Origin of the sequence: Micromonospora sp. WMMD967, assembly GCF_029626165.1 — a bacterium.
GTDB lineage: Bacteria > Actinomycetota > Actinomycetes > Mycobacteriales > Micromonosporaceae > Micromonospora > Micromonospora taraxaci.
This window is the reverse complement of the sequence record NZ_JARUBK010000001.1, coordinates 6,352,408-6,364,802: the sequence shown is the minus strand read 5'-3', so window position 1 is coordinate 6,364,802 and position 12,395 is coordinate 6,352,408. Positions and strand designations below refer to the sequence as shown.

The 12,395-nt window shown below is 70.8% G+C and carries 9 protein-coding genes; 8 read left to right on the top strand and 1 reads right to left on the bottom strand.

Annotation, left to right across the window (positions count from 1 at the left end):
• Nucleotides 1–71: 71 nt before the first annotated feature.
• From O7631_RS28550 to O7631_RS28540, 3 genes are all read left to right on the top strand, one after another.
• Nucleotides 72–554: a Rieske (2Fe-2S) protein gene (locus O7631_RS28550; protein ID WP_278147107.1), complete on the top strand. Its 483-nt coding sequence runs from the start codon at nt 72–74 to the stop codon at nt 552–554.
• A 133-nt stretch (nt 555–687) separates the two neighbouring features.
• Nucleotides 688–2,676 carry an excinuclease ABC subunit UvrC gene (uvrC, locus tag O7631_RS28545; RefSeq protein WP_278147106.1) on the top strand — a complete coding sequence of 663 codons (1,989 nt, stop codon included), beginning with the start codon at nt 688–690 and terminating at the stop codon, nt 2,674–2,676.
• Nucleotides 2,677–4,055: 1,379 nt separating this feature from the next.
• A complete protein-coding gene (locus tag O7631_RS28540) occupies nt 4,056–4,709 on the top strand; it encodes a C39 family peptidase (protein WP_278147105.1) in 654 nt (217 codons plus the stop codon).
• 65 nt (nt 4,710–4,774) lie between these two features.
• Here O7631_RS28540 and recQ read toward each other — a convergent pair whose 3' ends face one another.
• Nucleotides 4,775–6,616 carry a DNA helicase RecQ gene (recQ, locus tag O7631_RS28535; protein WP_278147103.1) on the bottom strand — a complete coding sequence of 614 codons (1,842 nt, stop codon included), beginning with the start codon at nt 6,614–6,616 and terminating at the stop codon, nt 4,775–4,777.
• A gap of 278 nt (nt 6,617–6,894) precedes the next feature.
• Here recQ and rapZ point away from each other — a divergent pair, with 278 nt between their 5' ends.
• From rapZ to O7631_RS28510, 5 genes are all read left to right on the top strand, one after another.
• The gene (rapZ, locus tag O7631_RS28530) at nt 6,895–7,797 is read left to right on the top strand and encodes an RNase adapter RapZ (RefSeq protein ID WP_278148049.1); all 903 of its coding nucleotides are present in this window, start codon (nt 6,895–6,897) and stop codon (nt 7,795–7,797) included.
• Nucleotides 7,794–8,894, top strand: a complete 1,101-nt coding sequence (locus O7631_RS28525) for a 2-phospho-L-lactate transferase CofD family protein (RefSeq protein WP_278147102.1) — start codon at nt 7,794–7,796, stop codon at nt 8,892–8,894. The genes rapZ and O7631_RS28525 overlap by 4 nt, the downstream gene beginning before the upstream one ends.
• 54 nt (nt 8,895–8,948) lie before the next feature.
• The gene (gene whiA, locus O7631_RS28520; protein ID WP_030337350.1) at nt 8,949–9,929 is read left to right on the top strand and encodes a DNA-binding protein WhiA; all 981 of its coding nucleotides are present in this window, start codon (nt 8,949–8,951) and stop codon (nt 9,927–9,929) included.
• 263 nt (nt 9,930–10,192) lie between these two features.
• A complete protein-coding gene (gene gap, locus O7631_RS28515) occupies nt 10,193–11,197 on the top strand; it encodes a type I glyceraldehyde-3-phosphate dehydrogenase (protein WP_278147101.1) in 1,005 nt (334 codons plus the stop codon).
• Nucleotides 11,194–12,393, top strand: coding sequence for a phosphoglycerate kinase (locus tag O7631_RS28510; RefSeq protein WP_278147100.1), 1,200 nt, complete (start codon nt 11,194–11,196; stop codon nt 12,391–12,393). The genes gap and O7631_RS28510 overlap by 4 nt, the downstream gene beginning before the upstream one ends.
• The last annotated feature ends 2 nt before the right edge of the window (nt 12,394–12,395 follow it).

The window sequence follows — 12,395 nt, the reverse complement described above, 5'->3', positions numbered from 1 at the left end:
CGGCACAGTTGCCCGTGTGGAGAAGTGTGGCCGGCTTCTGACCGGCGCAGCGGGCTAGAGAGAGGCGAGGCATGAGTGACGATCAGGCGCTGACCGGTCCGGGTACGCAGACACGCCGTACCCTGCTCACCGGCGTCGGGGCGGTCGGCGCGGCCGTCGTCCTGGCTGCCTGCGGCAGCGACGACGGCAGCGGCAGCGACGCCCCCACCAGCGGAGGCCCGGCCGTCCCCAGCACCGGTGACGCCGGCGGCGGCGACCGGCAGAACGCCCAGTCGCTGGCCACCACCGCCGACATCCCGGTCGGTGGCGGCAAGATCCTTGCCGCCGAGGGCGTGGTCATCACCCAGCCCACCGCCGGCCAGTTCAAGGGCTTCAGCCCGATCTGTACGCACCAGAACTGCCCGGTGTCGAACATCGACGGTGGCACGATCAACTGCACCTGCCACGGCAGCAAGTTCTCGATCGAGGACGGCTCGGTGAAGGCCGGCCCGGCCACCAAGCCGCTGCCGCCCAAGGACATCAAGGTCACCGGGGACCAGATCTCCCTGGCCTGACCCGCGCGATGTGATCGACTCGCGTTGCGGGAGGTCGGGGTGTTTGTGACGCGGCGACACCCCGACCTCCCGGAAACCGAGTCGATCTAGAGCTTGCGCCGGGCTGTCGGTGCCGCGGACTAGGCTTGCTGACGTGGCTGACCCCTCGACCTACCGCCCCGCACCCGGCACCATCCCGGAGCTCCCGGGGGTCTACCGCTTCCGCGACGGCACCGGCCGGGTGATCTACGTCGGCAAGGCGAGGAACCTGCGCAGCCGGCTCAACTCCTACTTCGGCGACGTGTGGAACCTGCACGAGCGCACGCGCCAGATGGTCACCACCGCCGAGTCGGTGGACTGGATCACCGTCGCCACCGAGGTCGAGGCGCTCCAGCAGGAGTTCACCTGGATCAAGCAGTACGACCCCCGGTTCAACGTCCGTTACCGCGACGACAAGTCGTACCCCTACCTGGCCGTCACCCTCAACGAGGAATACCCGCGGCTACAGGTGATGCGTGGCGCCAAGCGCAAGGGGGTGCGCTACTTCGGTCCGTACTCGCACGCCTGGGCCATCCGGGAGACCCTCGACCTGCTGCTGCGGGTGTTCCCCGCCCGCACGTGCTCCGCGGGTGTCTTCAAGCGGGCCGGCCAGGTCGGTCGCCCCTGCCTGCTCGGCTACATCGGCAAGTGCTCGGCGCCGTGCGTCGGCACCGTCTCCGCCGACGAACACCGCGCCATCGTCGACGGGTTCTGCGACTTCATGGCCGGGCGCACCGACACCATGGTCCGCAAGATCGAACGCGAGATGACCGAGGCGAGCGAGCAGCTCGAGTTCGAACGGGCCGCCCGTCTACGCGACGACGTCGCCGCGCTGCGCCGCGCCATGGAGAAGCAGACAGTGGTGCTGGGCGACGGCACCGACGCCGACGTGGTCGCGTTCGCCGACGACCCCCTCGAAGCGGCCGTGCAGGTCTTCCACGTCCGCGACGGCCGGGTCCGCGGCCAGCGCGGCTGGGTGGTGGAGAAGACCGAGGACCTCACCACCGGCGACCTGGTGCACCACTTCTGCACCCAGGTGTACGGCGGCGAGCACGGCGAAGCCGACGTGCCCCGGGAGCTGCTGGTGCCCGAGTTGCCCGCCGACGCCGACGCGCTGGCGGAATGGCTCTCCAACCACCGGGGCAGCCGGGTGTCGCTGCGGGTGCCGCAGCGCGGTGACAAGCGCGCGCTGATGGAGACCGTCGAGCGCAACGCCAAGGACGCGCTGGCCCGGCACAAACTGAAGCGCTCCGGTGACCTCACCACCCGGGGCAAGGCGCTGGACGAGATCAGCGAGGCGTTGGGCATGCGCACCTCACCGCTGCGCATCGAGTGCTTCGACATTTCCCAGATCCAGGGCACCGACGTGGTGGCCAGCATGGTGGTCTTCGAGGACGGGCTGCCCCGCAAGAGCGAATACCGGCGGTTCATCGTCCGTGGCGCCACCGACGACCTCTCCGCGATGTCCGAGGTGCTGCGCCGCCGCTTCGCCCGCTACCTGGACGCGCGGGCCGAGACGGGTGAGGTGGGCGTCGAGTCCGCCGACGACCCGAGCACTCCGGAGGACGCTGTCGAGCCGCAGGTCGGTGTCCTGATCGACCCGACCACCGGCCGCCCGCGAAAGTTCGCGTACCCCCCGCAGTTGGTGGTCGTCGACGGCGGCGCCCCGCAGGTCGCGGCCGCCGCGCAGGCCCTCGCCGACCTGGGCATCGACGACGTGGCGCTGTGCGGGCTCGCCAAGCGGCTGGAGGAGGTCTGGCTGCCCGACGACGAGTTCCCGGTCATCCTGCCGCGCACGTCGGAAGGTCTCTACCTGCTGCAACGCGTCCGCGACGAGGCCCACCGGTTCGCCATCACCTTCCACCGGCAACGTCGATCGAAGCGGATGACCGAGTCGGCGCTCGACCACGTGCCCGGCCTCGGCGAGGTACGACGCAAGGCGCTGCTGCGGCACTTCGGCTCACTCAAGCGGCTCTCCGCCGCGACGGTCGAGGAGATCATCGAAGTGCCCGGCGTGGGTCGGCGTACCGCCGAGGCGATCCTCGCCGCCCTCGACAACGACACGAAAGCCGACGAGGCCGTGGAGTCGACCCCGACGACCTGACACCGCCCCTCGGCTGGTCACGATCCGGGCAACACCGCGCGGGTCGCGGTGGTCAGTTCGCTTGTTGGACGGTCGTGCTCGTGGTTTTAGTGGCCTCGTTCCCGGCCTGAAGTCCGTCTTTCCTGGTTGAGCGCCAGCCAGCCAGCCCTGTCGGCCATGCCGGGCCGTCCTGTGGGGCTGGTCCGGGCAAACCGGCCGGGGCGGCACGGGGCAGCTGTCTGGGACTGAACGGGACAGGGCAGCGGGCAGGCAGGCTAGCCGGCTCGCTGATTGGGTGGACGGAGCGGGCCGGGATGGGCGGCCGGGTGGGATTGACGGTTCCGGCGGTCGGTCGGGGGTGGCCTCGGGTTAGGCATGGACGTTCGATCTCAGCGGTGCCAATCGCGGCAAACCGCACATATGACGCAGGGTTCGCACCCTTCCCGGTACACCCTGGGGCGTATGGACCGCACTCTGCGGCCCGTGCGGGTTGATCCACTCCGTTTCGCCGACGTCGGGGTGTCCCCGGCCTGCGGATACCGCGATATCGGCGACCCCGGGTGGATCAAGGCAATGCCGTGACACACGCCCTGGGACGCCCTGGGGCGTGTGGACCGTACCCGGCCGCCCGTGCGGGTTGATCCACTCCGTTTCGCCGACGTCGGGGTGTCCCCGGCCTGCGGATACCGCGATATCGGCGACCCCGGGTGGATCAAGGCAATGCCGTGACACACGCCCTGGGACGCCCTGGGGCGTGTGGACCGTGCCCGGCCGCGCGTACGGGTTGATCCACTCCGTTTCGCCGACGTCGGGGTGTCCCCGGCGCTCTGATACCGCGATATCGGCGCACCCGTGTGGATCGAGGCGGTGCGGGTCGGTGGCTGGGGCTTGTCGGCGGGGCGGGTGCGTGGCGGCGCGGTTGCTGGCCGGGACGGGTGGGCCCGGAGGCAAACTTTGCGTCGTGTGTGGGGTTTGTCCAGGTGGTGGGGGTCACCCGCGTGGTGGAATCGGGGGCCGGGCGGGGTCGTTATACCTGGCACGCCACCGCGACTGTCGGTCGTCGGTGCGGGGCAGCCGCCGGGAACACCGGCCAGGCCACCTGGGTTACACCCCCGGACCGGAAGCCGGAAGGCCGGCGGAATGATCCGCCGACCCAGCCGGTTACACCCCCGGAACACCTCCCGGACGGGAAGCCCGGCGCAATGCATCCGCCGCCCCGGCCGGTTACATCCCCGAACAACTCGGGCTGGGAGTTCGGCGGAATGATCTGCCGCCCCACCTGGTTACACCATCTCCCGATGCCGGCCCTACAGGGTCGCCGGGCAGTGAACTTTCCCCGCACGGCCGTCCCCCCGTGAGTCGTGCGGTTCTCCCCCGATGAAGCAGAGGAGCACGCCATCATGCGTACCGATCTGATTCGTAAGACCGCCCTGACCGCCGCTGGTCTCGCGTTCACCGGCGGCGCCATCGCCGGCCCGGTGACCGCGGCTTATGCGATGTCCGACGCCAAGCCCACCACCCAGACGCAGGACCGTAAGAGCGGTGAGCGTCAGCTGGGCGTGCGCTACGAAGCCCAGCCGAACTTCTACTACTGCGGCCCCGCCGCCGCCCGCAACGCCCTGTCCGTACAGGGCAAGGACATCAGCGTCGACGCCATGGCCAAGGAGATGGGCACCACCGAGGCCGGCACCAACTCCATCAACGACATCACCCCCGTGCTGAACAAGGAGACCGGCAAGAACAACGCCTACCACTCCGTCGAGATCAGCACCCCCAAGGCCGACGACAAGCAGACCGACCAGCTGCGCGCCGACATCGTCAAGACTGTCGACGACGGCCGGGCCGTAGTCGCCAACATCGCCGGCACCACCACCGACACCGACGGTGGCATCCACTCCTTCGAGGGTGGGCACTACATCAGCGTCGTCGGCTACCGCGACAACGGCACCACCGTCACCATCGCCGACTCCGCCGACCCGAACACCGCCTCCTACGAGGTCACCGTCGAGCACCTCGCCGACTGGATCGCCACCCGCGGCTACGCCACCAGCTAAACCACCACAGCACACCAACACCGAAGGGCCGGACCCCACCACGGGGCCCGGCCCTTCGCCATGTCTCAGTCGCTGGCCAGCACGGCCAGGATCTGCTCGCCGTACTTGGCGAGCTTGTTCTCGCCGACCCCGCTGACGCGGGACAGTTCGGCAAGCGTGCTCGGTGCGTCGTTGGCGATCTGGCGGAGGGTGGCGTCGTGGAAGATCACGTACGCCGGAACGCCCTGCTCCTTGGCGGTGGTCGCCCGCCAGCCGCGCAGGCGCTCGAAGACCGGCGCGGCGGCTGGAGTCAGCTCGGCGACGATGGTGGCCGAGCCGCGCGGCTTCGACGATCGGCTCGACGTCGGCCTCTCCGGCTCGCGGCGCATCGTGACGGTACGGCGGCGGCCGAGCACGTCGGCGCTGGCGTCGGTCAGGGCAAGCGTGCCGTAGTCGCCCTCCACGGCGAGCAGCCCTTCGGCGAGCAGTTGCCGGACCACACCCCGCCACTCGGCCTCGCTCAGCTCGGAGCCGATGCCGAAGACGGTCAGCGAGTCGTGTCCGTACTGGCTGATCTTGTCATTGTGTTTGCCGAGCAGGATGTCGATGCAGTGCCCGGCGCCGAAGCGTTGGTTGCGTTCCCGGTCGAGGCGGAAGACCGTGGATAGCAGCTTCTGGGCGGCGACGGTGCCGTCCCAGGACTCCGGCGGGTTGAGGCAGGTGTCGCAGTTGCCGCAGGCGGGCGTGGACGTCTCGCCGAAGTATTCGAGCAGTTGGACCCGCCGGCAGCGCACCGTCTCGCAGAGGGCGAGCATCGCGTCCAGGTGGGCGGCGAGGTTGCGGCGGTGGGCGAGGTCGCCGTCGGACGTCTCGATCATCTTGCGTTGCTGGACCACGTCCTGCAGCCCGTACGCGAGCCACGCGGTGGATGGAAGGCCGTCCCGTCCGGCGCGGCCGGTCTCCTGGTAGTAGCCCTCGACCGACTTGGGCAGGTCCAGGTGGGCGACGAAGCGTACGTCCGGCTTGTCGATGCCCATGCCGAAGGCGATCGTGGCGACCATCACCAGGCCGTCCTCACGGAGGAAGCGTTGCTGGTTGGCGGCGCGCGTGGTGGCGTCCAGGCCCGCGTGGTACGGCAGTGCGGCGATCCCGTTGGCGACCAGGAACTCCGCCGTCTTGTCGACGGAGGCACGGGACAGGCAGTAGACGATGCCGGCGTCGCCCGGGTGCTCGTCGCGCAGCAGTGCCAGCAGTTGCTTGCGTGGCTCCCGCTTGGGCACGATCCGGTACTGGATGTTGGGCCGGTCGAAGCTGGCCACGAAGTGGCGGGCGTCGTCGAGCTTGAGCCGGCTGGCGATCTCGGTGCGGGTGGCGCTGGTCGCGGTGGCGGTCAGCGCGATCCGTGGCACCTGCGGCCAGCGTTCGTGCAGCATCGACAGTGCCAGGTAGTCGGGGCGGAAGTCGTGCCCCCACTGGGAGACGCAGTGCGCCTCGTCGATCGCGAACAGGGAGATGCGTCCCCGGTCCAGCAGGGCGAGCGTGGAGCGGACGCCGAGCGCCTCCGGGGCGAGGTAGAGCAGGTCCAACTCGCCGGCGACGAAGGCGGCCTCGACCCGGCGTCGGGCGTCCAGGCTCTGGGTCGAGTTGAGGAACCCGGCGCGGACGCCGACGGCGGTGAGCGCGTCGACCTGGTCCTGCATGAGGGCGATCAGCGGCGACACGACGACCGCGACACCCTCGCGGACCAGGGCTGGGATCTGGTAGCACAGGGACTTGCCGCCACCGGTGGGCATCAACACCAGCGCGTCGCCGCCGTCGACCACGTGGTCGATCACGTCCTGCTGGAAGCCGCGGAAGGCGTCGTAGCCGAACACCCGGCGCAGCACCGGCAACGCGCCCTCGGTCCGCAGGTCGGTGGGGGAGGCCATCCGGGGAGTCTACGAGCCCACCCCGACAGCGCCCGCCCGGCGCACCCGGGCGGTGGCTGGCATCCGCCGGGCTGTCCGGCCTGGCCTGCGAAGATCGCGAAGAGCGCGCTCGTGGTCACCGAACGTCATCAAGGGTGCGGAGTGGCGGACCGTGGCAGGTGCGCGGACTCGACCCCGTAGCGGGATAGAGTCGCTGATTGACCAATCGCGGCCAAGGACGGCCGCGGCGCCACGGCTTGGGGGTACGGGTGAGCGAGGGGCGCACAGTCGGTGACCGGATCGACGACCCGGATGCGGTCGACGGGCAGTCGACGGCGGAGTCGGAGACCACACTCGTGGTGGTCACCGGGCTCTCCGGCGGCGGTCGCAGCACGGTCGCCAGGGCCTTGGAGAACGTCGGCTACTACGTGGTCGACAACCTGCCACAGGCGCTGATGTTGGACATGGCCGAGCTGGCGTTCAAGGCGGGCGGCGCGGCTCGGCGTACCGCCATGGTGCTGGACGTGCGGTCGCGGGCCTTCTCCACGGACCTGGCCGGGGCGATCCGGGAGCTCAAGGAGCGCGGTTTCTCGCCCCGGGTCGTCTTCGTCGACGCCGACGACGAGGTGTTGATCCGGCGGTTCGAGAGCGTTCGCCGGTCGCACCCGTTGCAGGGGGACGGGCGGCTCGCCGACGGCATCGCCGTGGAGCGCGGCCTGCTGGAGGAGGCACGCGACCAGGCCGACGTGATCATCGACACCAGCCACCTGAACGTCAACCAGCTCCGCCGGCGCATCGAGGAGTTGTTCGGCGGCGAGGACGCGCGCCGGCTGCGGGTCACGGTGCTCTCCTTCGGCTTCAAGTACGGCCTGCCGCCGGACGCGGACTTCGTGCTGGACGCCCGGTTCCTGCCCAACCCGTACTGGGTGCCGGAGCTGCGCGAGCACACCGGGCGGGAGGAGGCGGTCAGCGCGTACGTGCTGGGCCAGGAGGGCGCGGACGCCTTCGTCGCCTCGTACGCCGATCTGGTCAACGCCACCACGACCGGCTTCGAGCGGGAGGGCAAGCGGTACCTCACGGTCGCCGTGGGCTGTACCGGTGGCAAGCACCGGAGCGTGGCCATCGCCGAGGAGTTGGCCAGCCGACTGCGTCACTCGGGGTTGGCGGCCAACGCCCAGCACCGCGACCTGGGGCGGGAATGACGTCCCGGCGGGTGGTGGCGTTCGGCGGCGGGCACGGGCTGTCCGCCTCGTTGCGCGCGCTGCGTCACTGCGCCCCCGAGCTCGACCTCGACATCACCGCGGTGGTCACCGTCGGGGACGACGGCGGCTCCAGCGGTCGGCTGCGTGCCGAGCGGGGCGGTCTGCCCCCGGGTGATCTGCGCCAGGCGCTGGTGGCGCTGGCCGGGGACCACCCGGCGACCCGGCGCAGCGCCGGACTGTTCCAGCACCGCTTCGCCGCCGTGCCGACCGGCGTACCCCAGCTCGGCGAAGCCGACCCGGACCCGGCGGCGACGGACGGCCGCGACCCCGGTCGGGGGGCCGACGGCCGCGACCCCGGCGCGGCGGCGACCGGCGCGCACGGTCACGAGCCGCAGACGGCCCGCGTCGACGGGTTGGCCGGGCACGCGGTGGGCAACCTCGTGCTCTGCGGTCTCATGGAACTGCTCGGCGATCCGGTGGCCGCGCTGGACCATGCCGGCGCGATGCTCGGCGCGGTCGGCCGGGTGCTGCCGATGTCCCGGCAGCCGGTCGGCATCGAGGCGCAGGTACGCGGCATCGACCCGGCCGCCCCGGACGAGGTGCGCACCGTGCGCGGCCAACACCAGGTGGCGGTCACCACCGGACGGGTCGAGTCGCTGCGCCTCACGCCCGCCGCGCCACCCGCCTGCGCCGAGGTGATCGAGGCGATCATGGCGGCGGACTGGTTGATCTTCGGACCGGGCAGTTGGTACACCAGCGTGCTCCCGCACCTGCTGGTGCCGCAGGTGGCCGACGCGATCGTGTCGACAGCGGCCCGGCGGTTGGTCACGTTGAACCTCGCCGCGGAGAAGGAGACCCTCGGGCTCTCCGTCGCCGACCACCTCGCGGCTCTGCACTGGTACCTGCCCGAACTCAAGGTGGATCTCGTGCTCGCCGACGCCAAGGCGGTGGGTGACCCCGAACCGGTCGAACGTGCGGCAGAATCGCTGGGTGCCCGCCTGGTCCTCGCCCCCGTCGCCGTCACCGGTGGCACTCCCCGCCATGATCCGGCTGCCCTGGGCGCCGCACTGGTGCCTGTCCTGGGTGCCGATCGTTAGACACGTACGTAATCTCCGGCGACACGCCGGAACCGGTCCGTGAGGGGACGCACAATGGCGATGACGGCCGCGGTCAAGGACGAGCTGAGTCGGGTCGACGTGCCCAAGCCCTGCTGCCGGCGGGCGGAGATGGCCGCACTGCTGCGCTTCGCCGGCGGGCTGCACATCGTCTCCGGCCGTGTGGTGGTGGAGGCGGAACTGGACACCGGGGCGGTGGCCCGGCGGCTGCGCCGGGAGATCGCCGAGGTCTACGGCTATCCCAGCGAGATCCACGTGTTGGCCTCCGGCGGCCTGCGCAAGGGCAGCCACTTCATCGTGCGCGTGGTCAAGGACGGCGAGGCCCTCGCCCGGCAGACCGGCCTGCTCGACGTGCGGGGTCGCCCGGTACGCGGCCTGCCCCCGCACGTGGTGGCGGCGAACGTCTGCTGCGCCGTCTCCGCCTGGCGGGGCGCGTTCATGGCCCACGGGTCGCTCACCGAGCCCGGCCGCTCCAGCGCGCTGGAGATCACCTGCCCGGGGCCGGAGTCGGCGCTGGCGCTGGTCGGCGCGGCCCGCCGCATCGGCATCACCGCGAAGAACCGTGAGGTACGCGGGGTGGACCGGGTGGTCGTCAAGGACGGCGACGCGATCGCCGCGCTGCTCACCCGCATCGGCGCGCACTCCAGCGTGCTGGCCTGGGAGGAGCGCCGGGTACGCCGCGAGGTGCGCGCCACCGCCAACCGGCTGGCCAACTTCGACGACGCCAACCTGCGCCGGTCGGCGCGCGCGGCGGTCGCCGCCGCCGCCCGGGTCACCCGTGCCCTGGAGATCCTCGCCGACGAGGCGCCCAACCACCTGACCGACGCCGGGCGGCTACGCCTGGAGCACCGGCAGGCGTCGCTGGAGGAGTTGGGCGCGCTGGCCGACCCGCCGCTGACCAAGGACGCCATCGCCGGGCGGATCCGCCGACTCCTGGCGCTGGCCGACAAGCGGGCCCGGGACCTCGGCATCCCGGATACCGAAGCGGCAGTCACGCCCGACATGCTCGTGGTCTGATAGGACGGTAAGGCCGCACGGTGCGTCCGGGGCACGACCCGGCGCAGCGTGGTCTCGCACGCTCGGATAAGGTCGCTGCGTACGGCAAGGGGGCCGACACAGGCACTCCTCGTCGTGCACACCGCCTCGGGCGGTCAAGGTCCTCAGACCGCGGCGGGGTGGCCGAGACGAACCGTCAACGGCCGGCTCCAACGGTCGGCGCACACCACTCCGCCGGCCCGTTGTCTGAGGCCGGCAGACCAGAACGCGAGGAGATGGGACCTGTGACCATCCGGGTTGGCATCAACGGCTTCGGCCGAATCGGCCGTAACTTCTTCCGGGCAGTGCTGGCGTCCGACGCCGACATCGAGGTCGTGGCGGTGAACGACCTGACCGACAACGGCACGCTTGCCCACCTGCTCAAGTACGACAGCATCCTGGGCCGCCTGCCCTTCGAGGTCAAGGCCACCGCCGACGAGATCACCGTCGGTGGCAAGACCATCAAGGCGTACGCCGAGAAGGACCCGTCGAAGCTGCCGTGGGGCGAGGTGGGCGCCGACGTCGTCATCGAGTCGACCGGCTTCTTCACCGACGCCACCAAGGCCAAGGCGCACGTCGACGGCGGGGCCAAGAAGGTCATCATCTCCGCCCCGGCGAAGAACGAGGACGTCACCGTCGTCATGGGTGTCAACCACGACACCTACGACCCGGCGAAGCACACCATCATCTCGAACGCTTCGTGCACCACCAACTGCCTCGCCCCGATGGCGAAGGTCCTGCACGACACGTTCGGCATCCAGCACGGTCTGATGACGACGATCCACGCGTACACCCAGGACCAGAACCTGCAGGACGCGCCGCACTCGGACCTGCGTCGCGCCCGGGCCGCCGCCCTGAACATCGTTCCGACCTCCACCGGTGCCGCCAAGGCGATCGGCCTGGTCCTGCCGGACCTCAAGGGCAAGCTCGACGGGTACGCCCTGCGGGTGCCGATCCCGACCGGCTCGGTCACCGACCTCACCGTCAACGTGGGTCGCGAGACCACCGTGGACGAGGTCAACGCCGCGCTGAAGGCCGCCGCGGACGGCCCGCTCAAGGGCATCCTGGTCTACAACGAGGACCCGATCGTCTCCACCGACATCGTGACCGACCCGGCGTCGTGCATCTTCGACGCGCCGCTGACCAAGGTCGTCGGCAACCAGGTCAAGGTCGTCGGCTGGTACGACAACGAGTGGGGCTACTCCAACCGCCTCGTCGACCTCGTCAAGCTGGTCGGTAGCTCGCTGTGAGCATCCGGACCCTCGACGACCTGCTCGCCGAGGGGTTGTCAGGTCGGCGCGTGCTCGTGCGCGCCGACCTGAACGTCCCGCTCGACAAGCAGACCGGTGACATCACCGACGACGGGCGGATCCGCGCGGTGCTGCCGACCCTCGGCGCGCTGGTCGAGGCCGGCGCGAAGGTGGTCGTCTGCTCGCACCTGGGCCGCCCGAAGGGCGCGCCGGACCCGCAGTTCAGCCTGAGCCCGGTCGCCGGGCGGCTCGGTGAGCTGCTCGGCGCTCCGGTGCACTTCGCCACCGACACCGTCGGTGAGTCGGCCCGTTCCACAGTCGCGGACCTGGCCGACGGCCAGGTCGCCCTGCTGGAGAACCTGCGCTTCAACGCGGGCGAGACCAGCAAGGACGAGGCCGAGCGGGGCGCGTTCGCCGACCAGCTCGCCGCGTTCGGCGACGCGTACGTGGACGACGCGTTCGGCGCGGTGCACCGCAAGCACGCCAGTGTCTTCGACGTGCCGGCCCGGTTGCCGCACGTCGCGGGTCGACTGGTGCTGCGTGAGGTCGAGGTGCTCTCCAAGCTCACCGGTGCGCCCGAGCGGCCGTACGTGGTGGTGCTCGGTGGGTCGAAGGTGTCCGACAAGCTCGCCGTGATCGAGGCGCTGCTGCCCACCGTCGATCGGCTGCTCATCGGCGGCGGGATGTGCTTCACGTTCCTCAAGGCCCAGGGCCTGGAGGTGGGCACGTCGCTGCTGGAGAAGGACATGGTCGACACCTGCCGCAACCTGCTGGAGCGGGCCGACGGCAAGATCCTGCTCCCGGTTGACGTGGTGGTCGCGGACGCGTTCGCCCCGGACGCCGCGCACGACACGGTCCGCGTGGACGGCATTCCGAGTCACCGGCTCGGTCTGGACGTCGGCCCGGAGACGGTGGCCGGCTTCAGCGCCGCCCTGTCCCAGGCGAAGACGATCTTCTGGAACGGCCCGATGGGCGTGTTCGAGATGCCGGCGTTCGCGGCGGGCACCCGAGGGATCGCCGAGGCGATCACCAAGGCCGACGCGTTCAGCGTCGTCGGCGGCGGTGACTCGGCGGCGGCGGTCCGTGCCCTGGGGCTGGACGAGTCGTCCTTCGGGCACATCTCCACGGGTGGCGGCGCCTCCCTGGAATACCTCGAGGGCAAGACCCTCCCCGGCATCGCGGCCCTGGAGAACTGAAC

Excerpts from the sequence above, each read along its gene's own strand:
- O7631_RS28525 (WP_278147102.1), top strand. The coding sequence starts at position 7,794 with ATGACGTCCCGGCGGGTGGTGGCGTTCGGCGGCGGGCACGGGCTGTCC.
- recQ (WP_278147103.1), bottom strand. The coding sequence starts at position 6,616 with ATGGCCTCCCCCACCGACCTGCGGACCGAGGGCGCGTTGCCGGTGCTG.
- O7631_RS28550 (WP_278147107.1), top strand. The coding sequence starts at position 72 with ATGAGTGACGATCAGGCGCTGACCGGTCCGGGTACGCAGACACGCCGT.
- O7631_RS28540 (WP_278147105.1), top strand. The coding sequence starts at position 4,056 with ATGCGTACCGATCTGATTCGTAAGACCGCCCTGACCGCCGCTGGTCTC.
- whiA (WP_030337350.1), top strand. The coding sequence starts at position 8,949 with ATGGCGATGACGGCCGCGGTCAAGGACGAGCTGAGTCGGGTCGACGTG.